Here is a 19842-nt window from a genome sequence, read left to right as displayed (position 1 = left end):
ATATGGCCTTGCGTAGTCCCCCATAGACACGGCTATCACCCTCGGTGATGGCCCGATTTCCGGGAGACTTTCGATGACCCCATCAGCCATGAGAAATCGTATTCATCTCGCCAAGCCGGTGAGTTTCGTATTGGCATCCTTGTTGACTACCGCGACGCTGACCCATCCGTCTGCTGCCGCAAGCCGGCCTGTCACGGTTGTCGAACTTTTCACGAGCCAGGGGTGCAGTTCGGTTCCACCGGCAAACCGCAACGTGATGGAGTTGCAGAAAGAACCCGATCTCCTGCCGCTGAGCTTCAGCGTAACCTACTGGGATCGTCTCGGCTGGAAGCACACGTTCGGCTCCGAGGCCTTTACGAGACGGCAACGCGACTACGCGCAAGGTCTTGGGAATGAAGGCCCGTTTACCCCGCAGGTGGTCGTTAACGGCGCCCGTGACACCGCCGGCAACAAGGCCGATGCCCTGCGCGCAATGGTGGCAGGCGCCAGGCCGCCCGCCGCGGTCTCGATCGATATCCAGGCGAATTTCATCGAGATCGGGTTGGGTACGGTACCGGCATCCGGTGCTGACGTCTGGGTTGTCCGCTACAAACCCGGAGTCCAGACCGTCGACATCGAGCGCGGCGAGAATGCCGGCACGACACTTGGTGTTCCGAACGTCATGACAGGCATCCGACATGTCGGGCGCTGGCTCGGCGAAGCGATGTCGTTTTCCGCGCCATCCTTCGAGGAAGGGGTGCGCACTGCTGTGCTTGTTCAAGAGCCCGGTGGGCCGATCCTGTCGGCGGCAACCAACTACCCTACCCGAGCGCAGACCAGACGCCTTGAACAGCCCGGGACCGCGCCAACCCGAGGCCGACGGCTACGCCGTTCCCATGCCGCGCCTGATGGCCGGCTCAATCGGAAGCTGCCTGAAGGGCACGGCTTCCCTCTTCCAGGAGTAGACGTATGACCAAGGTCTCAAACCGTCTTGCGCTGCCATTCGGCGCAGTTCTGATTGCTGTAGGCGCAGCATTCGCGCCGGCCGCATCCGCACAGGACGCCATGACACCGCATTCCGAAGACGCAATGGCGCCGGATGCAATGGCACCGGACGCAATGGCGCCGGACGCGATGGCTCCCGATGCCATGGCGCCAGATGAGATGGCGCCGGCCGACGCGATGGCGCCGGAAGACAGCATGGAGCCCGATGCGGCTATGGCCCCGGACGGAGCCATGCAGGCCGATGATGCGATGGCACCCGATGCCATGGCGCCGGATCAGCCGTAGCCGAAGAACTAACGGGGCTTCAGCGTCCGGGCCTTCGGCCCGGGCGTGTTTCCCATAAGAGGATGGCGGATATGACTGACACCGGCCTGCACATCGACGAGACTGTTCCGGGCCATCTGAAGACAGGTGAGCCAACCACCGTTTATCGGCACAGACTCCCGACCCGGATCTGGCATTGGACGAATGTCGTGGCGCTCTTCATCATGCTGATGAGCGGGCTCACGATCTTCAACGCCCACCCTCGCCTCTACTGGGGTTCATACGGCGCGAACCACGATTATGCCTGGCTCCAGATAGGCGCGGCAGAGGATCGAGGCTACCTGCGGGTCGGCAGCGTCACCGTCGATACGACGGGCGTGCTCGGGCGCTGGACGAACCCCTCAGGCAATACGGTCAACCGCGCCTTTCCCTCCTGGGCGACGATTCCGTCCAGCTACAACCTCGCCCTGGCCCGGCTTTGGCACCTGTTCTTTGCGTGGATCTTCGCCGGTGGCATTCTGCTTTACGGCTTGTGGAGCCTAGCCAGCCGACATCTGACGAGGGACCTCGTGCCCCCACGCGCGGAAATCGCGCCGTCTCATATCCTCCACGATCTGGCGCAACACGCCCGGTTGCGCTTTCCGAAAGGCGAAGCAGCGCGCCACTACAACGTTCTTCAGAAGCTCGCCTATTGCGGCGTGTTGCTGGTGCTCCTGCCCGCCATCGTGCTGACAGGTCTGACGATGTCGCCGGCGATGAACGCCGCCTGGCCGTGGTTGCTGGATCTGTTCGGCGGCCGGCAATCGGCACGCTCGATCCACTTCATCGCCGCAGTCCTCCTCGTGCTCTTCATCCTCGTCCATGTGGCGATGGTCCTACTTGCCGGACCCATCAATGAGCTCCGTTCGATGGTCACCGGCCGGTATCGTCTTCCAAAGGAATGATCGGATGGTCTTTTCACCAACGCGTCGCGGATTTCTGACAGCGGGACTTGTCGGCGCCGCCCCCATGGTTCTGTCGGGTTGCGACGTTTTCGGCCTTGCGCAGTCGCAGCGTGTCACCGAAGCGCTTGGCTCCGCTGACAATCTTGCGCGGCGGGTGCAGCGCTTGCTGGGCGGGAATGCGCTTGCACCGGAATTCGAAGATTCGGAAATGTCGCCGATCTTTCGGATGAACGGGAATACGATGCCTGCAGACCCGGCCTATCAGGCGCTGGCGGAACGCAACTTTGTCGACTGGTCGCTTGCCGTTGACGGCCTTGTCGAGCGGCCGGTCCGCTTCTCTCTGGCCCAGATCATGGCAATGCCCTCCAGGACCCAGATCACCCGGCACGACTGCGTCGAGGGCTGGAGCGCGATAGGCAAATGGACCGGCGTGCCGCTTGCAAGGCTCCTCGACGAGGCCGGCTTACGGCCGCAGGCGCGGTATGTCGTCTTCCACTGCGCGGATGATTTCAACGGTGCGCAGTACTACGAGAGCATCGACCTGGTCGACAAGGACCATCCACAGACGATCCTGGCCTACGCCATGAACGGAGCACCCCTTCCCATTGGACACGGCGCACCGTTGCGCCTGCGGGTCGAGCGGCAGCTTGGCTACAAACATGCGAAATTCGTGATGCGGATCGAGGTCGTCTCCAGCCTTGCCGGGATTGGCGGCGGCCGCGGTGGCTATTGGGAGGACGCAATCGGCTACGACTGGTACGCGGGCATCTGATTGCCGGCTCGTCTTCAAAATCAGGTCAGCGCATTCCCTCCGCTGACCTCGACGTTCATGTGTAGCGAACTTTGCGATGCGTGATGTGATGGCAACCGGCAGTCTGGCAGCCGAAAGGATCCGACGGATGGCGGAAAGGCAAGCGGTCTGCCTTCGCATGATCGTCGCATGTCGAACGCGCCGCGTAGTGGCAGGCGAGGCTTTTCGATGACGCATCGACGCGAGACGGAATGGTCCGCCTGGATGGCCGCAGCGTTGCACGGTGACGAAGTCGCCTACCGGCGCTTTCTGGAGGCAGTAACGCCGCATCTGCGGATGCTGGCTCGAAGACGACTTGCTGCATTCGGAGTGGGCATTCACGACCATGAGGACGTCGTGCAGGAGGCGCTTCTCGCCATCCACCTCAAACGCGGCACCTGGGACGTTCGCCGTCCGATCGGACCGTGGATCTCGGTGATCTTGCGCAACAAGCTTATTGACGCGCTTCGCCGCCGGGGACACCTGGTGAATGTGCCGATCGACGACGTCATCGATACGATTGCGGACGAACAGTCCGACACCTCCACCGATCTGCAGGACATCGGCCGGATGATGGCGCATCTCAGGCCGGTGCAGAGAGACATCGTCAAATCCGTATCGCTGGACGGATACAGCGTCCGCGACACGGCCATGCGGCTCTCGATGACGGAGAACGCCGTGCGTGTCGCGTTGCATCGGGCGCTCCGAAGCCTGGCCGCCATCTACCGTGGAGGAGAATGATGATGTCTGACAACGATAGCTCCAGCGGCCCTGCCACGGGCACCGATCGTCTTATCGAGATGCTGTCGAAGGACGCTCGTGGGCGGCGACGTTTCGAGAAGATCCTGCTGAGGGCGGTGACATTCGCGGTAGGCATTGCCGCGATCGTGTTCTTCGTCCTGGTTCAACCACGCCCCGATCTCGAACTTGCCGCGCGAACCGCCCGCGTTCTTTTCAAGTTTATCATCACCGTACCGCTCGCCATTGCCATGATCGGGCTTCTGGACCGCATCGGTCGCCCGGCCGCGCCGCTTGGGCCGTGGCCCTGGCTGCTGGGCGGAATCGGCGCCATGCTCGCTGTCGGCGTCGGTGCCGAACTCGCGTTGCTGCCCCCGGAAGAGTGGGCTACAAGCCTCATCGGCACGAATGCCCGTTACTGTATGCTGTTCATTCCGCTGATCGCGATAGGACCGCTTTTCTGCTTCATCGTGGCGCTTCGCCAGGGAATGCCGACGCATCCTGGGCTTGCCGGCGCTGCGGCGGGCATTGCGTCAGGTGCGATCGCCGCCGCCTTCTACGCATCCCACTGCCCGGACGACAGCCCGTTGTTCGTGGCCACCTGGTACACGCTCGCCACCTGCATCGTCGCCGCCTGCGGCTATGCCGCTGGCCGGCGGTTTCTGTGAACCCAGGCGGACGCTTTCGACCTTCGACCTCTCTGAAGTCATATCAGTGGCATCGCCGCAGCCCCCGCCTGCAGAACATACAAAGGAGGTAACTAGGTCGCCCTGAATGGCGTCCTGCGCGAGATCGAGCGGCCCACTGGACTTGCCTCGCAATACTGGAGAGCTCTTCTGATGGAAGGAGGAGCATGCCATGGGCAAGCCACATCGCCGATTCGGCAAGGAATTCGAGGCGGAGGCCGTGCGTCTGGTCGAGACGAGCGGGCGAACACAGCGCGAGATCGCGGAGGATCTTGGCATCGGGCTTTCGACGCTGCGTCGCTGGCTCGACAAACGCCGCGAGCGCGATCTGGAAGCGCCCCCACCTGATCGGCAGGAAGATCTGGCGGCGGAGCTAAAGCGGTTGCGGCGCGAGAACGAGATCCTGCGGCAGGAGCGTGAGATCCTGAAGCGGGCCGCGACTTTTTTCGCCAAGGAGGGAGTGAGGCTGAAGCGCCACTGGTCCGAGCGAACAGCCGAACGATGAGATTCCGTCTCATCGATGCGGCGAAGAAGGAATTTCCCGTACAGCGTTTGTGCAAGCTCCTTGGTGTCAGTGCGAGCGGCTATTTCGCCTGGAAAGAGCGTCCGGCCTGCCGCCGACAGTGCGACGACATGGTGCTGCTGGCGCATGTCCGCTCGGCCTTTGCTCTGTCGAACGGGACCTATTGCCCCAACCCATTGGAGTTTCGGTCAACTCGCGAGCCTGGTCGGCGCGCCGGCAGCCTATCTGCGCCAACTTCCCGCGCCGCTCGCCGCGATCAACCTGCAATATGGCCCGACGTCCAATCGGGCGGAGCAGATCAAGACGCTGGAAACCGACAACGGCCGCGTCGAACTGCGCGCCGTCACTGGCCCGGATTATGGCCGAATCTTCGACCATGAGCTGGTCGAGGCCGTACAGCGCATCGCCGGCAACGGCACCGGCGACACCCGTTGGAAGGTCCCGGGCGTTCTCGATTGGTCGACCGGCATCTACAATCCGCGCGTCGACATCACCAAGAACACGACGACGCTTTATGCCTCCGATCGCGACGCCTTCCTGTTCCTGGTCGACGACCTAAATCCGATCGAAGCCGGCCGCCTGCCGGACGGCTCGCCGGATCTCTACTTCCGGGGCTTCTACTGCTGGAACTCCGAGGTCGGCGCCAAGACCCTCGGTATGGCGAGCTTCTACCTTCGCGCGGTATGCCAGAACCGGAATCTGTGGGGCGCGGAAGATTTCGAGGAAATCACCATCCGCCATTCCAAATACGCCGCCAACCGCTTCGCTCATGAGGCAGCGCCAGCGCCGGCGAACTTCGCCAATTCCTCGCCGCTCCCTTTCGTCAACGGCATCCAGGCGGCCCGCAAGCGGATCGTCGCCAGGACTGACGAAGACCGCACCGACTTCCTGCGTCGTCGCGGCTTCTCCAAGGCGGAAACCGGAAAGATCATTGACACGGTGCTGGCCGAGGAAGGACGTCCGCCCGAGAGCATCTTCGATTTCGTGCAGGGCATCACCGCCGTCGCGCGCGACAAGCCCCATCAGGACGCCCGCCTCGACATGGAGGCCAAGGCCAAGAAGCTGCTCGATCGAGCGGCCTAATTTCCGTGAAGCCGGGGATGCGGTTTTCCGTGTCTCCGGCTTTGCGCTTTCGCGTGCCCCCAATTCCGTTCCGGGGCGCTGCCCCCTTTAGAGGAAGGGGGCGGCGCCTCGCTCCGTGACGGGTTTAGGGCTGAGAGAGAGTCTCTCGGCGCCCGTCGCGGAGTACATTCCCATGGCTACTGCTGCGAAGAAAATCACCCTGTCGTCGTCGCGCGACATCCCCTTCAACCAGCTCGTCATCTCCCAGGCGAACGTCCGGCGGATCAAGGCCGGCGTGTCGATCGAAGAGCTGGCCGAGGACATCGCCCGGCGAACACTGCTGCAGAGCATCACGGTTCGGCCGGTGCGCGATGCGGACGGCAACGAGACCGGCATGTTCGAGATCCCTGCCGGCGGACGCCGCTATCGGGCGCTCGAACTGCTGGTGAAGCAGAAGCGCCTCGCCAAGGACGCGCCGGTCCATTGCGTCGTGCGTAAGGGTGGCATGGCTGAGGAGGATTCGCTGGCCGAAAACATCCAGCGGGCGCCGCTTCATCCGCTGGACCAGTTCCGTGCCTTCCTGACCTTCCGCGAAAAGGGCATGTCCGAAGAGGAAATCGCCGCCAACCAGTTCGTCTCGGTCTCGGTCGTGAAGCAGCGCCTGCGTCTGGCGTCGGTTTCGCCCAAGCTCCTGGACATCTATGCCGCCGACGGCATGACGCTCGATCAGCTCATGGCGTTCACGGTCAACGGCGATCATGAGCGGCAGGAGCAGGTCTTCGAGCGCCTTACGCAGGGCTATAGCAAGGAACCGCATCTCATCCGCCGCATGCTCACCGAGGGCGCGGTTCGCGCCGCTGACAAGCGCGCACAGTTCGTCGGGCTGGAAGCCTACGCCGAAGCTGGCGGCGTCATCATGCACGACCTGTTCCAGGGTGACGAGGGCGGCTGGCTGCAGGATGTCGGCCTTCTCGACATGTTGGCGGCCGAGAAGCTGCGTGAGCAGTCCGAGGCGATCTCCGCCGAAGGCTGGAAGTGGATCGATGTCGCGCCGGACTTCCCCTACGGCCACACCTGCGGCCTGCGCGACCTTCGTGGCGAGCAGCCCCTCTCACCGAGCAGGAACAGGCCACGCGCGACGCCCTTCAGGCCGAATTGGACGGACTGGAGGCAACCTATGCCGAGGCCGAGCAATCCGGCGAAGTCGATCGAACCGGACGGATTTCGCGCTGGGGAGATGCGATGATGCGAAGCGCCCTTTACGAGGCCGCGCAGGTGTTGCTGACCCGGGTGAAGCGATGGTCCGCTCTCAAAGCCTGGGCCGGCGCAGGTGTCACGACGTCGAGCGCACAAGAAGGCGATCGTAGCTTTGGCTCGACGTATCGGCGTCATCCTCCATCGCATGTGGGTGGATGGCACGGAATTCGATTGGGGGCAGAGGCCGGACGCGGCAGCTACCTCCACATAAGGTTCGGTCGGGCGCAAACCTGATCGAGGCACCTCCCCGCGAGAGGACGAGGGGCAGCGAGTTCGCGAATACGACTTGACCGCTGCGGTATGCCGGGGCGACGTCGCATTATAGATTGTTCCGCTGGCTCTTCTGATCCCATCCTGTGGCGGCCTTGTGCCGACCACGAAGAGAAGCATGAACCTCGCGGGAAGTGCCGATCAGACTTCGTCGTTGGGCTGTACCAGATCCACGTGGCTGACGCCGAGGGACTGAGCCAGTTCGTACAGTGTGATGACGGTCGGGTTGCGCCGGCCGCGCTCGAGACCGCTAAGGTACTGTTGGCTGAACCCGGAACGCGCCTCGACCTCTTCCTGAGTCAGGCCCTTCTCCCGACGTAGGCGGGCAAAGTTCCGGCCGACCAATTTGCGCATATCCATGCGCAGGAGGATCGTGATTTACATACTTTTAGTTTATCAACTATAGTATGTAAGTGACGCTTGGAGGTGGGACCGGGCCGCGCTAGCGGCCTGACCCCGAATAGAGAAGTCGTAGTTTTGGCGTACGCGTAGGTCCGTGTGGGAGGTGATCATGTATGATCACCGCCCGTCAATTTCGGGCCGCACGCGCGTTGCTGGGTTGGACACAGGAGACGCTCGCTGACAAGGCCCGGGTCTCATTGACCGCGCTCAAGCGCCTCGAATCCCTCAGTGGGCTCGAGGTCTTCGAGAGCACGCGCGATGAGGTGAGACGGGCTTTCGAACGCGCCGGCATTGTCTTCCTGAACTCCGATCAGGGCAAGGGAGTGCTGCTCGTCGATGCAAAAAAGGAAACCTGACGTTCGACAGGTCGCGGCGTTGGCTCAACCTCCCGCATCAGGGCCTTGCCTCATCTTTCCGATGAAATCATCGTTAACAATCTACTCCAGTTTGGATACATCTCGCGATCGGGGGATGTTGTGACCAAAGTCGATTTTCTTGATCAGCCGCCGGCCGGGGCGGCATTGACCGCTTATGACGAGGCGCATCTGAAGCTCTATGTCCGGCTGCTTGATGCAGACGCGGAAAGTGCCGATTGGCGTGAGGTCGTCGAAGTCCTCTTCGGGCTCGACGCCAAGACCGAACCGGAGCGCGCTCTGCGCATCTACACCAGTCATCTCGACCGCGCGAAATGGATGACCACCAGCGGCTTCTGTGAGCTTCTCCAGGGCCGCCTGCACTGAGGTGATGCGCAAACCGCATCACGTTGCGGCCACTTCGTTCTTCCCGCGCTTCACTTAACCGGGAATCGTCTCAACTGCACAACTCGCGTTGGAATAACTTTTCGCAGAGGCGGTGGAGGATGTCCGAGGATGAAAGTTGGCGGTATGAAGCCGCCTATGACTATATCGACAAGTTGACCCCCGGCGATCTCGCCTGGGAGTTCTTGCGTCGTAACCCTGAATACAGAAAATCATATCAGGAGCTGGTAGCCATCGGGCGGTTGACCGAGGATGTCGCGCGCGAGTTCGCCGAACAATGGGGGTTGCGATTTCGTCGCCGACCCTCGCAACTCCGCGCTCATCCAGCCGATCTTCTGGACCCCGCAAACCGATCCAGCGACACTCCCCTTCATCGCCGGACCGAAACCGGCGGGTGATCTCCACCTCCATGTTGAGGATCTGCGCACCCACGCCATCATTGAGCATGATGCTGGTCTGATCCGGCTGGCGCTGCGGGGCGACCCCCACGACGTGACCCTGGTCGACGTCGATGATGCCCGCCCCTCGGTGCATTCGTCATGTTCGATGAATTGACGCCCGACCGGCTGACAGCGGTCGAACGCCTCTGGCATGCAATGTTCGGCAAGCATGTGCCGCCTGATCCACGCCTCACTCCCCAGCGCCGTCACCGGGCACGTCTGATGCTCCGCGTTTTCGACGCTCGCTTGGCGAGCGCGAGTTATCGAAGAATCGCCGAGCAGATCTTTCCCAACCTCAAACATGATGCTGCGACGTGGGATGAAAACCCGGTTCGGATAACGATCGCCCGGCTTGCCCGGGACGGCCTGTCCTACGTGCGCGGCGGCTACCGCACGCTGCTCCGGCGCCCGCGCCGCCGCTGATCTGCGGTAGGTATCAAAAATAATCTCCTAACTTCGTTCCTGCCCGAGGCGCCGTCTCCGCGCCACCGTGCTCGCAACCCGCCGCTTATTCGAAGCGGCCGCCCGCGAGACCACGGAGGTGCGATCATGGCCGAAAAAGCCGCCAATTTGCCGCCACGCTACCTGAGAACGCAGGAGGCGGCGCGCTTCCTCGGCCTTTCCGAACGCACCCTTGAAAAGCACCGGACCTACGGGACCGGTCCGATCTACCGCAAGCTCGGTGGCCGTGTCGTCTATTCCGTCGATGACCTCCAGGCCTGGGCGGATCGCGGTCTCGTCACCTCGACCTCCGACCCGCGCGGCGGCACCGTGCTGCCGGCCAAACGCCAGACCGCCTCGCCCGCCACCGCCGGCGGCCGCTTCCCGCGCTGAGGCGGCCGGCCATGCTGTCCCGCCACACCCATCACGATGAGCGCGCGCAGCTCGATCTGTTCCGGGCGTTGCCCGGCGATCTCGCGCCCCGCGACGCGCAGGACCTCATGTCCTATCCGTTCTTCTCGCTCGCCAAGTCGAAGCGCCTGGCGCCGATCGACTTCAAAGCGGGCTCGTTGAAGATCCGCGTGGAAGCCGTGCCCGAGCACGGCATGGCGACGATCTGGGACGCGGACGTCCTGATCTGGGCGGCCTCGCAGATCGTCGAAGCGCGCGATGTGGGCTTGCGTCCCTCTCGCCTGATGGCGACCACACCATACGAAATCCTGAACTTCATCGGCCGCGGCGTATCGCTGCGCGACTACGACCGCCTGAAGACGGCACTCGATCGATTGCAATCGACCACGGTGGCGACCTCAATCCGCCAGCCGACCGAGCGGCGGATGCACCGCTTCTCCTGGATCAACGAATGGAAGGAGCGCGCCGATCACCGCGGCCGCCCGCTTGGCCTCGAGCTGATCCTCCCCGACTGGTTCTACGGCGCCGTGCTCGACGACGCGCTCGTGCTGACGATAGACCGCAAATACTTCGACCTCACTGGTGGCCTGGAGCGCTGGCTCTACCGGCTGGTGCGCAAGCACGGGGGTAAACAGGAGTTCGGCTGGAGCTTCGACTTCCCGCATCTCCACGCCAAGTCCGGCAGCCTCTCGCCGCTCAAGCACTTCGCCTACGACCTGCGCGACATCGTCCGCCGCCAGCCGCTGCCCGGCTACCGGCTCACCATCGAGCAATGCCTCGGCGGTCCAGAAATCCTGTCCTTCGCACCGACCGATCTCGACGCGCTCGGCATCCCGCGCCGCCGTCGCCGCTCGACAACTCGCCCTGGGGATAAGCTGTGAATAGTCTCGTGCTATCAGGGACCGGCACTATCGTGCCATCGGGGACCGGACTCTCGTGCTATCGGGGACCGAAATCGTCGATTTCTCGCGCTGAATCAGCAGCTTGCGAGCCCCGTAACTTATCTAACCTAGATTCCTACGGAATCTTTCTAACGCAACCGGCTTTTTCGCGCCGTGTGGACGAGTCCCTGATCGCCGGGAGACCGTCATGATCGTCGCGCTCCTCAACCAGAAGGGCGGTGTCGGCAAGACGACGCTGGCGCTGCATCTCGCGGGCGAATGGGCCCGCAACGGCAAGCGCGTCACGCTGATCGACGCCGACCCCCAGGGCTCGGCTCTGGACTGGTCGCAGCAACGCAGCCGGGAGGGATTGCAAAGGCTCTTCGGTGTCGTCGGCCTGGCGCGGGACACCCTGCATCGCGAAGCGCCGGAGCTGGCGCGTGACGCGGACCACGTCGTCATCGACGGGCCCCCGCGTGTCGCCGGTCTGATGCGCTCGGCTCTGCTGGCCGCCGACCTCGTGCTGATCCCGGTGCAGCCGTCCCCGCTCGACGGCTGGGCGTCGGCCGAGATGCTGACGCTGCTCAGCGAAGCGCGGATCTATCGGCCGGAACTCAAGGCGCGGTTCGTGCTGAACCGATGCGCGGCCCGGACCGTACTCGCGCGCGAAACCGCCGAAACGCTCGCCGACCACGACCCGCCGTTACTCACGGCGACCATCGGCCAGCGCATCGTCTTCGCCGATGTCGTGCAGACCGGCCGGATCGCCGCCGAGCAGGACGAGGATTGTCAGGGCGCGCGCGAGATCACCGCGCTCGCGGCCGAAATCTTGAGGATCGGCGCATGAGCGAACGATCCCCCAAACGCGGCTTCGCATCCCGGCCCGGCGATCCGGAAAGCTGGATCAAGGCGCCCGATCGCCAGACGGAACGACCGCCGCCCGCCGACGACTTCTCGGCCAGGCTGACCGTCGACGTCACCGCCGACATGCGCGGCCGGATCAAAATCGCGGCCTTCCAGCGCGGCCAGACCGTCGCCGACATGCTGCGCGCGCTGTTCGAGCGCGAGTTCCCACCAGCCCAAGGAGACGCCCAATGACCGGCCTTACCGCCGCATCCGCGCGCGCCGGCCGCGCGCTTCTCGCGTCGCCGGAAGATCTCACCCAGGTCGAACTCGTCTGGATCGAGAAGCAGGTCGAACACTGGATCCGTTTCGGCCGCGAGGTCCGCGAACAGGTCCTCGACCGCCGTCGTCGCATCCTCTTCTTCCCTCCCGGAACGACGTTCGCGCTGGTGCGCTGGGCCGCGAACGAGCACGGCACGATGCTCTCCCGGCTCGACATCCTGCGCGCCGTCGGCCCCGGCGAACCCTGCCAGACGATACCGACCGTGACGCCCGGCGGCGACATTCTGCTGCGCGTCGATGGCTGGCCGAAGGTAGAGCGCATGCTCCAGCTCATCGACGCGATCGAGGCGGCCAGCATCGATCCGGTCGAGGTGGCGCCAGATCACTGGCGGCACGTCCACAACCGCCTTGCCGCCGGCGAGACGCCGCGCGCCTACACGATGCAGCGCCATCGCGCCTTCCTTCTGCGCCGGGAGATTGGCGCATGAGTCGGCTCGGCTACGCCATCACGACCACGGCCGCTGTGTCTTTGCTCGGCGTCCTCTCGCTCGTTTCCTTCGCGCCGAAGCTGATCTGGAACGCCTCGGCCAGCACACCGGTCGGACTCTACGCCATCGAGCCGGACCGGTCCCCCGACGTCACGGACCTGGTCGCCGTGCGCGCGCCCGAGCCGCTCGCAAGCTTCCTCGCCGAGGGCGGTTATCTGCCGCGCGGCGTCCCCCTGATGAAGCGCGTCGTGGCGCTTCCTGGCCAACGGGTTTGCAGGACCGGCCTCGCGATCACCGTCGACGCCGCGCCGATGGGCGATGCGCTGGACCGCGATCGTCGTGGCAATCCGCTGCCCGCGTGGCAGGGCTGCCGCGTCGTCGCGGAGGGCGAACTCTTCCTGATGAACTGGGAAGTCCGCGACAGCCTCGACGGCCGCTACTTCGGCCCGCTCCCCGCCTCCGCCGTGATCGGCCGGGCGATCCCTCTCTACACCGACGAGGACGGTGACGGCCGCTTCGTCTGGCGCGCGCCGACGCGGTGACGGCACGCCCATTCCCAACCTCACCGCACACTCACGGAGGCAATCATGTCCCTGATCGGTCAATTCAGCCGCACAAAGTCAGGCTATGCTGGGCGCGTCAAAACGCTCGCTCTCGACGCCGAGCTAGTGCTCGTGCCCGCGGAACAATCCGACACTGAAAACGCGCCCGACTATCGCGTCCATCTCGGATCGGAGGAAGACGGTCCCGAAGTCGGCGCCGGCTGGAAACGCACCGGCGAGAAGGCCGGTGAATACGTCTCGCTGCAACTCGACGATCCGACGTTCAGCCAGCCGATCCGCGCCAACCTCTTCCAGTCGGGCGACGACAAGTCCGCCTGGGGTCTGCACTGGAACCGCCCGCCCAAGCGCGGCGAGCGGGACTGAACGATGTCGGCCCGCCGCCATCGCGCTGTCGTCGGGCGGTTTCGTACCGTCCGGCGCACAGCCTTCATTCTCCTTTCCGGCCTGCTTACCGGCCTGTCGCCGACCGTACCGGCCGCCGCACAAGACGCATCGGTGGAGCGCGCATCACCCAGCGATCCCTATGCCGGTCATGTCGCCGACGCAGCGCGCCGGTTCGGCATCCCAGAGGGGTGGATTCGCGCCGTCATGCGCGTGGAGAGTCGCGGTGATGTGCGCGCGATCTCGCCCAAAGGCGCGATGGGCTTGATGCAGATCATGCCGGCCACCTGGGCAGATCTGCGCGCCCGACATGGGCTCGGCGGCGATCCCTATGATCCACGCGACAACATCATGGCGGGCGCGGCCTATCTGCGCGAGATGCACGATCGCTACGGCTCGCCGGGCTTTCTGGCGGCCTACAATGCCGGTCCCGGGCGCTACGAGGAATATCGCGCCAACGGTCGCCAATTGCCGGCCGAAACGCGCGCCTATGTCGCCGCTCTTGCACCAGTCGTCGGCGGCGGCGATCTTGCTGCCCCCGTCACGGTAGCGACCGCCGATCCGCTCGCCTGGACCCGTGCGCCGCTCTTCATCGTGCAGGTCGATAGCAGGCCGCATGCAGATCGGCCGCAGCCCAACGGCGATGCCGCTGCACCATCTGTGCCAGAGACCGTGGCCGATCCGACACGGCCTGCACCGCGATCGGACGGCATGTTCGTGGCGCGAACCGACGGCGCGGGGCCGCGATGATGGGCTTCGCACTCCCGGCTGCATTTTCGGGCTCTGGCGTGGAACTGGCGTCAGAAGTGGGAAGAGCAGTCACCACAACCGCACGATGGCAGGATAAAGGGCCGCGATGTGCGGCCTCGTGCGGTTGTGGTTTTTCAAGGGGTTATAGCGCGTTTTCGCGAGGTGCGCCTGATCGGCGTAGCCTGCGCGCGCGGCGCTTTCCCAACAATTTCCTCGGCTTTGCGCGATGTGCGGGACCACGCCCATGAGCGCCGAGGACGATTTCCGCATCCGGCCAGGGCGCATCCGTTCGACGCGCGCGCAACAGGCGCGGCCCTTCATCGCGCAGGCGCTCGCCGCCGCGCAGAAGGCCGGCGGCGCAGTCTCCCGGCAAGGAAGGATTGGTCCCGGCAACCGCTCCCGTTTTGGTCGCGGCCAGCGCGCGGCGGTACAGGCCAACCGGCTGCTGACGGCCCGCTCGCGCGGCGCCGTCGTCAAGGCCCGCGTCGTGCGCCAGGGCGGACGCAACGCGCCGCTCGGCGCCCACCTCAATTATCTCCGTCGCGAAGGCGTGACCCGGGATGGAGAGAAGGCCCGGCTGTTCGGTCCCGGCGGGGATGACGCCGACCCCAAGGCGTTCGCGGAGCGGTGCGAGGACGACCGGCATCATTTCCGTTTCATCGTCTCGCCCGACGACGCGGTGGAGATGGCCGACCTCAAAGGGTTCACCCGCGAGCTCGTTGGCCAGATGGAGAAGGATCTCGGCACGAGGCTCGACTGGGTCGCCGTCGATCACTGGAACACCGAGCATCCCCATGTCCATCTGATCATGCGCGGCGTGCGCGACGACGGCGAGAACCTCGTCATCTCGCGCGACTACATCAAGGAGGGCATGCGCGACCGCGCACGCGATCTCATCACGCAGGAGCTGGGACCACGCACCGATCACGAAATCCGTCGGACCATCGAGCGCCAGGTCGAGTCCGATCGCTGGACCAATCTCGATCGCCAACTCGCGCGCGACGCCTACAGGACCGGCGTCGTCGATCTCGCCCCGCATCCCGACCGACAGCCAGACGAATTCCACGCGCTGAAGGTCGGGCGACTGCGCAAGCTCGAAGGCCTTGGCCTCGCCGACGAGATCGGTCCCGGCCAATGGACGATCTCCGAAAAGGCCGAGGCGACGCTGCGCGAGCTTGGCGAGCGTGGCGATATCATCAAGCGCATGCACCGCGCGCTGACCGACCGCGGCATCGAGCGCGGCGCGGCAAGCTATGTGCTCGCCGGCGAAAGCCTGAACGACCCCGTGGTCGGCCGGCTTGTGACGCGAGGCCTCGACGACGAACTCAAGGGCACGGCCTATGCCGTTGTCGACGGGGTCGATGGCCGAACCCACCACATCAAGCTGCCAGACATCGAGGCCGCCGGCGACAGTGCGCCGGGTTCGATCGTCGAGCTGCGCAGGTTCGACGATGCGCGGGGGCAGCGGCGCGTCGCGCTTGCCGTCCGCTCGGACCTCGATATCTCCGCCCAGGTCACCGCGACCGGCGCGACCTGGCTCGATCGGCAGGCGATCGCCCGCGAGCCGGTGGCGCTTGGCGGTGGCGGGTTCGGCGCTGAGGTGCGCGACGCGATGGACCGCCGCGCCGAACATCTGATCGTACAGCGCCTGGCCGAGCGCCACGGCCGCAGCGTCATCTTCTCCCGCAACCTCATCGACACGCTGCGTCAGCGCGAGGTCGAAGCGACGGCTGAGAAGCTCGCGGCCGAGACCGGCCGCGCGTTCGCCAAGGCGGGGACCGGGGAATATGTCGCCGGCGCCTATCGGCAGCGCATCGCTCTCGCGTCGGGCCGCTTCGCCATGATCGACGACGGCCTCGGCTTCCAGCTCGTGCCCTGGTCGCCGTCTCTCGAAAAGCACCTTGGCCAGCAAGTCTCCGGCGTCGCTCGCGGCGATGGCGGGGTCGATTGGAGTTTTGGCCGCAAACGCGGCCTCGGCCTGTAGCCCGTAATCAAGAAAGGACCCCGCCATGTCGGCGACGAAAATCCTCTGGGGCCAGATCCTCACCGTTTTCATGATCGTGCTCTTCACGACCTGGGCGGCCACGGAGTGGACGGCCTATCGGCTCGGTTTCCAGCCCCAGCTTGGCCCGCCCTGGTTCGAACTTGCCGGCTGGCCGATCTATTATCCGCCGGCCTTCTTCTGGTGGTGGTACTTCTATGACGCCTATGCGCCGCCGATCTTCGTCGAAGGTGCCTATATCGCGGCGTCCGGCGGCTTCATCTCGATCGCGGTGGCGATCGGCATGTCCGTCTGGCGGGCGCGCGAGGCGAAGAATGTCGAGACCTACGGTTCGGCACGCTGGGCGCGGGATGACGAAGTAAAGGCCGCCGGCCTGCTCGGTCCCGACGGCGTGGTGCTCGGCAAGCTCGACCGCGACTATCTTCGCCATGACGGTCCGGAGCATGTGCTGTGCTTCGCGCCGACCCGTTCCGGCAAGGGCGTGGGGCTCGTCGTGCCCTCGCTGCTGACCTGGCCGGGCTCGGCGATCGTGCATGACATCAAGGGCGAGAACTGGACGCTGACGGCAGGCTTCCGATCAAGACACGGGCGCGTGCTGCTGTTCGATCCGACCAATCCGAAGTCGGCCGCCTACAATCCGCTCCTCGAGGTGCGCCGTGGCGAGTGGGAGGTCCGCGACGTGCAGAACATCGCCGATATTTTGGTCGATCCGGAAGGATCGCTCGAGAAGCGCAATCACTGGGAAAAGACCAGTCATGCGCTGCTGGTCGGCGCGATCCTCCATGTCCTCTACGCCGAGGCTGACAAGACGCTCGCCGGCGTCGCCGCCTTCCTCTCTGATCCGAAGCGTCCGATCGAGTCGACGCTGGCGGCAATGATGAAGACCGCGCATCTCGGCGAAGCCGGCCCGCACCCCGTCATCGCCAGCGCCGCGCGCGAGCTCCTGAACAAATCGGACAACGAGCGCTCGGGCGTGCTCTCGACTGCGATGTCGTTCCTTGGCCTCTACCGCGATCCCGTCGTCGCCGAGGTGACCCGGCGATGCGACTGGCGCATCGCCGATATCGTCGGCGGCAAGCACCCCTCGACGCTGTACCTCGTGGTGCCGCCCTCGGACATCAACCGCACAAAGCCGCTGATCCGCCTGATCCTCAATCAGGTCGGCCGGCGTCTCACCGAGGACCTGCAGGCCAAGGGCGGCCGGCACCGGCTGCTGCTCATGCTGGACGAATTCCCGGCGCTCGGGCGTCTCGACTTTTTCGAATCTGCGCTCGCGTTCATGGCGGGCTACGGCCTCAAGAGCTTCCTGATCGCCCAGTCACTCAACCAGATCGAAAAGGCCTATGGGCCTAACAATTCGATCCTCGACAACTGCCATGTCCGCGTCAGTTTCGCGACCAACGACGAGCGGACCGCCAAGCGCGTGTCGGATGCGCTGGGCACCGCGACCGAGATGCGGGCGATGAAGAACTATGCCGGCCACCGGCTTTCGCCCTGGCTCGGCCACATGATGGTGTCGCGCTCGGAAACGGCCCGGCAGCTGCTCACGCCCGGTGAGATCATGCAGCTTCCGCCTTCCGACGAAATCGTCATGGTCGCCGGCACGCCGCCGATCCGGGCCAAGAAGGCGCGCTATTACGAAGACCGTCGGTTTCAGGAACGGTTGATGCCGCCGCCGACCACAACGAAGCCGGACGCGGTCTCGTCCGATGACTGGAGTCAGCTGGCGTTGCCACCTTCGCCAGAGATCCTGGCGTCCACGACCGGAACCGGCACAGATGAGGAGGACACAACGGATTCCGAGCGCCGCTGCCAGCCCGAGCTGAGCCGCGTGCAGCCGATCGCTAAGGTGGCGCCGATCGTGAATGAGTTCGAGATCGACCCGGCGGACGATGCCGATGATGAGGCCGCGCGCCTCAGCCGCATGAACCAGAACATGCGGCAGGTCGCGCGCCAGGCTTCCCTCGACCCCGGCGACGGCATCGAGCTTTAGGAGGGCCGCCATGACGAAATCCCCGAAGAAGCAGCGGCTGTCCGTCTATCTCGAGCCCGATGTCATGAAAGCCCTCTCTGCGCACGCAGCGCGACGCGGTCACTCACTCTCGCTGGTCGCCGAGGCCGGCATCGCATCGTTCTTGTCACCCGACGCTGCCGAGCGTCAGGAGGCGGCGATCACCAAGCGCCTCGACCAGCTCGACCGGCGCATGACCCGCATGGAGCGCGATGTCGGTATCTCCGTCGAGACGCTGGCCATCTTCGTTCGCTTCTGGCTGACCACGACACCGGCATTGCCCGAGCCTGCCGCTCAGGCCGCTCGTGCCAAGGCCGGCGAACGATATGAGGCGTTCATCGCGGCTCTGGGTCGTCGACTCGCGAGCGGGCCGAAGCTGCGGCAGGAGATTTCCGAAGACATTGGTCCAGGGCGTGACGCCGTCGATTGATAGATTGCTTCGTCAGATATTCAGACCTTCGTGCGGTCCGCGACCTCCACAGCAAACGGCAGCGTCGCGCAACAGCTAGCACTATCTCCTGCCAAGCGACTCGGACTGGTCCGCTTTGGAAGGCGCGCGTTCGAGACACTGTCCGCATACCGATAAGGTATATGCAAGCGCACCCAATTCTTACCCGATGGGAATGGGGATGAGATCGAGCGGCCCCAAGCCACGCAGGCGTAGCTGCTTGAAGTTCTGACTGCCGAGGTCAATCTCGAGTTCTGACGTGAAGGGGATCAGGTACGTCCTGGCATCGAATCCTTTGAACCTGATGCCCGCGACCTTCATCGCTTTGAAGACCTGCACACAGCCGAGACAAAAATTGGCAAGAGGTCGAGGTAGGTCCGGTCGTCAGGATATCGGTGCTGCGAGCGAAATTTGCGAATCTCTGGAAACCCGAGCCGATGGTCGATCAACTTCAACCGATCGGCTGCCTTCGTGCCACTCACGAAGGTGTCGAGATATGGCGATGCGCGTGAAGGATCGATGCGCGCGTCTATGTCGTCCATTCTCACATGATGGGACATCAGGACCCGAGCACCGCGAAGCGTGGGGTGGCTCGCCAGCAGAAAGGAGGCGCCGAGCCAGTGTTCCACTCCACCTCCATTAAGGTGCAGGCGTCGCTTAAGGCTTCGAAACAGCGGGTGATCGCGATGATGGATCGCGTTTCGAACCGTGATGATCAGAGCGGTGTCCCCATGCTCGAAATAGGGAAAGAGCTTCTTCGATACATCATAGAGCGTATGGAAGGCCTCCATCTTCATCTCGAAGGCCCTATCGATATTGTCGATCGCCTCCTCGGGATCGATCTTGAACAAATCGCCAAAGCGCATGTGCGCTTCGACATACATTCTCATGGTGTTTGCGAGGGTGCTGATCGCATCCTCGATGATCGCGCTGCTATTCAAAGGCCCATCCCGATGTCGTTGTCAAAAGGCTGGCGCAACACGAAATCAGCTTCGTTTTGTCCTGCCCCCTTCTCCAAGGCGACAGCGACATGAGGAAGTATTCATGTGTCCCGCCGGTTCCCTGTCTTTGTACGCTACAGTACGACGACCACATAATGGATGTTGTCAGAGCATAATTTCTGCCTCTTCTACTCGTCCCCGATCCAGGGCCGCACTTCGCGGGCCCGCACGAGAACGGGGACGACGTGGCGGCCACTCACCAGAAATCGGAGGCAATCCTTC

General features: G+C 64.2%; 24 protein-coding genes and 4 pseudogenes. 26 read left to right on the top strand and 2 right to left on the bottom strand.

All coding sequences use genetic code 11. From position 1 onward, the window contains the following. Nucleotides 1–73: 73 nt before the first annotated feature. From GGR03_RS23260 to GGR03_RS24535, 10 genes and pseudogenes are all read left to right on the top strand, one after another. On the top strand, nt 74–952 hold the full coding sequence (locus GGR03_RS23260) for a DUF1223 domain-containing protein (protein ID WP_183211218.1): 879 nt from the start codon (nt 74–76) through the stop codon (nt 950–952). After that, nucleotides 949–1269, top strand: coding sequence for a hypothetical protein (locus GGR03_RS23255; protein ID WP_183211217.1), 321 nt, complete (start codon nt 949–951; stop codon nt 1267–1269). The genes GGR03_RS23260 and GGR03_RS23255 overlap by 4 nt, the downstream gene beginning before the upstream one ends. A gap of 71 nt (nt 1270–1340) precedes the next feature. Then, nucleotides 1341–2192, top strand: coding sequence for a cytochrome b/b6 domain-containing protein (locus tag GGR03_RS23250; protein WP_183211216.1), 852 nt, complete (start codon nt 1341–1343; stop codon nt 2190–2192). A gap of 4 nt (nt 2193–2196) precedes the next feature. Next, on the top strand, nt 2197–2964 hold the full coding sequence (locus tag GGR03_RS23245) for a molybdopterin-binding protein (protein ID WP_183211215.1): 768 nt from the start codon (nt 2197–2199) through the stop codon (nt 2962–2964). 207 nt (nt 2965–3171) lie between these two features. After that, a complete protein-coding gene (locus GGR03_RS23240) occupies nt 3172–3723 on the top strand; it encodes a sigma-70 family RNA polymerase sigma factor (protein WP_183211214.1) in 552 nt (183 codons plus the stop codon). Continuing rightward, complete coding sequence (locus GGR03_RS23235) at nt 3723–4388, top strand: NrsF family protein (RefSeq protein WP_246368447.1); 666 nt, start codon at nt 3723–3725, stop codon at nt 4386–4388. Before GGR03_RS23240 ends, GGR03_RS23235 begins: the two co-directional genes overlap by 1 nt. 190 nt (nt 4389–4578) lie before the next feature. Further along, nucleotides 4579–5093 (top strand): annotated as a pseudogene (locus GGR03_RS23230) (transposase); the annotation flags it as partial. Next, nucleotides 5089–6012: pseudogene (locus tag GGR03_RS23225) on the top strand (DUF932 domain-containing protein); the annotation flags it as partial. The pseudogenes GGR03_RS23230 and GGR03_RS23225, both read left to right, overlap by 5 nt. A 172-nt stretch (nt 6013–6184) precedes the next feature. Beyond that, a complete protein-coding gene (locus tag GGR03_RS23220) occupies nt 6185–7237 on the top strand; it encodes a ParB/RepB/Spo0J family partition protein (protein ID WP_425486740.1) in 1053 nt (350 codons plus the stop codon). Further along, nucleotides 7183–7459, top strand: a pseudogene (locus GGR03_RS24535) (transposase); the annotation flags it as partial. The gene GGR03_RS23220 and the pseudogene GGR03_RS24535, both read left to right, overlap by 55 nt. 200 nt (nt 7460–7659) lie before the next feature. Here the strand turns inward: GGR03_RS24535 and GGR03_RS23210 are convergent. Next, entirely contained in the window at nt 7660–7878 is a 219-nt protein-coding gene (locus GGR03_RS23210; protein ID WP_183211213.1) for a helix-turn-helix domain-containing protein, read from the bottom strand. Between the two features lie 155 nt (nt 7879–8033). Here GGR03_RS23210 and GGR03_RS23205 point away from each other — a divergent pair, with 155 nt between their 5' ends. The 16 genes and pseudogenes from GGR03_RS23205 (at nt 8034) to GGR03_RS23140 (ending at nt 18601) form a co-directional block, all read left to right on the top strand. After that, the gene (locus GGR03_RS23205) at nt 8034–8276 is read left to right on the top strand and encodes a helix-turn-helix domain-containing protein (protein ID WP_183211212.1); all 243 of its coding nucleotides are present in this window, start codon (nt 8034–8036) and stop codon (nt 8274–8276) included. Between the two features lie 120 nt (nt 8277–8396). Next, complete coding sequence (locus GGR03_RS23200) at nt 8397–8660, top strand: DUF2285 domain-containing protein (RefSeq protein WP_183211211.1); 264 nt, start codon at nt 8397–8399, stop codon at nt 8658–8660. 119 nt (nt 8661–8779) lie between these two features. Next, nucleotides 8780–8914: pseudogene (locus GGR03_RS24960) on the top strand (transcriptional regulator domain-containing protein); the annotation flags it as partial. A gap of 16 nt (nt 8915–8930) precedes the next feature. Then, the gene (locus GGR03_RS24530) at nt 8931–9233 is read left to right on the top strand and encodes a hypothetical protein (RefSeq protein WP_246368445.1); all 303 of its coding nucleotides are present in this window, start codon (nt 8931–8933) and stop codon (nt 9231–9233) included. Beyond that, nucleotides 9218–9541, top strand: a complete 324-nt coding sequence (locus GGR03_RS24525) for a DUF2285 domain-containing protein (protein ID WP_246368444.1) — start codon at nt 9218–9220, stop codon at nt 9539–9541. Before GGR03_RS24530 ends, GGR03_RS24525 begins: the two co-directional genes overlap by 16 nt. A 126-nt stretch (nt 9542–9667) precedes the next feature. Beyond that, on the top strand, nt 9668–9952 hold the full coding sequence (locus tag GGR03_RS23190; protein ID WP_183211210.1) for a helix-turn-helix transcriptional regulator: 285 nt from the start codon (nt 9668–9670) through the stop codon (nt 9950–9952). Nucleotides 9953–9963: 11 nt separating this feature from the next. After that, nucleotides 9964–10851 carry a replication initiator protein A gene (locus GGR03_RS23185; RefSeq protein WP_183211209.1) on the top strand — a complete coding sequence of 296 codons (888 nt, stop codon included), beginning with the start codon at nt 9964–9966 and terminating at the stop codon, nt 10849–10851. A 208-nt stretch (nt 10852–11059) separates the two neighbouring features. After that, nucleotides 11060–11698: a ParA family partition ATPase gene (parA, locus tag GGR03_RS23180; protein WP_183211208.1), complete on the top strand. Its 639-nt coding sequence runs from the start codon at nt 11060–11062 to the stop codon at nt 11696–11698. Continuing rightward, nucleotides 11695–11949 carry a hypothetical protein gene (locus GGR03_RS23175; RefSeq protein WP_183211207.1) on the top strand — a complete coding sequence of 85 codons (255 nt, stop codon included), beginning with the start codon at nt 11695–11697 and terminating at the stop codon, nt 11947–11949. Before parA ends, GGR03_RS23175 begins: the two co-directional genes overlap by 4 nt. Next, the gene (locus GGR03_RS23170; protein ID WP_183211206.1) at nt 11946–12464 is read left to right on the top strand and encodes a DUF2840 domain-containing protein; all 519 of its coding nucleotides are present in this window, start codon (nt 11946–11948) and stop codon (nt 12462–12464) included. The genes GGR03_RS23175 and GGR03_RS23170 overlap by 4 nt, the downstream gene beginning before the upstream one ends. Beyond that, on the top strand, nt 12461–13006 hold the full coding sequence (locus tag GGR03_RS23165) for a S26 family signal peptidase (protein WP_183211205.1): 546 nt from the start codon (nt 12461–12463) through the stop codon (nt 13004–13006). The genes GGR03_RS23170 and GGR03_RS23165 overlap by 4 nt, the downstream gene beginning before the upstream one ends. Before the next feature lie 45 nt (nt 13007–13051). Then, entirely contained in the window at nt 13052–13390 is a 339-nt protein-coding gene (locus tag GGR03_RS23160; protein ID WP_183211204.1) for a DUF736 domain-containing protein, read from the top strand. A gap of 3 nt (nt 13391–13393) precedes the next feature. Then, nucleotides 13394–14158 carry a lytic transglycosylase domain-containing protein gene (locus tag GGR03_RS23155; RefSeq protein WP_183211203.1) on the top strand — a complete coding sequence of 255 codons (765 nt, stop codon included), beginning with the start codon at nt 13394–13396 and terminating at the stop codon, nt 14156–14158. Nucleotides 14159–14402: 244 nt separating this feature from the next. Beyond that, nucleotides 14403–16142, top strand: coding sequence for a relaxase/mobilization nuclease domain-containing protein (locus GGR03_RS23150; protein ID WP_183211202.1), 1740 nt, complete (start codon nt 14403–14405; stop codon nt 16140–16142). Nucleotides 16143–16167: 25 nt separating this feature from the next. Further along, a complete protein-coding gene (locus GGR03_RS23145; protein WP_183211201.1) occupies nt 16168–18153 on the top strand; it encodes a conjugal transfer protein TraG in 1986 nt (661 codons plus the stop codon). A 10-nt stretch (nt 18154–18163) separates the two neighbouring features. Further along, nucleotides 18164–18601 carry a CopG family transcriptional regulator gene (locus GGR03_RS23140; RefSeq protein WP_183211200.1) on the top strand — a complete coding sequence of 146 codons (438 nt, stop codon included), beginning with the start codon at nt 18164–18166 and terminating at the stop codon, nt 18599–18601. A gap of 335 nt (nt 18602–18936) precedes the next feature. On the opposite strand, the gene GGR03_RS23135 is transcribed toward GGR03_RS23140, so the two are convergent. After that, nucleotides 18937–19560: a hypothetical protein gene (locus GGR03_RS23135; RefSeq protein WP_246368443.1), complete on the bottom strand. Its 624-nt coding sequence runs from the start codon at nt 19558–19560 to the stop codon at nt 18937–18939. Nucleotides 19561–19842: the final 282 nt, after the last annotated feature.

Source organism: Aurantimonas endophytica, assembly GCF_014196845.1.
GTDB classification, from domain to species: Bacteria; Pseudomonadota; Alphaproteobacteria; order Rhizobiales; family Rhizobiaceae; genus Aurantimonas; species Aurantimonas endophytica.
The sequence above is the reverse complement of the archived record's forward strand: the minus strand, read 5'-3'. Positions and strand labels throughout refer to the sequence as shown.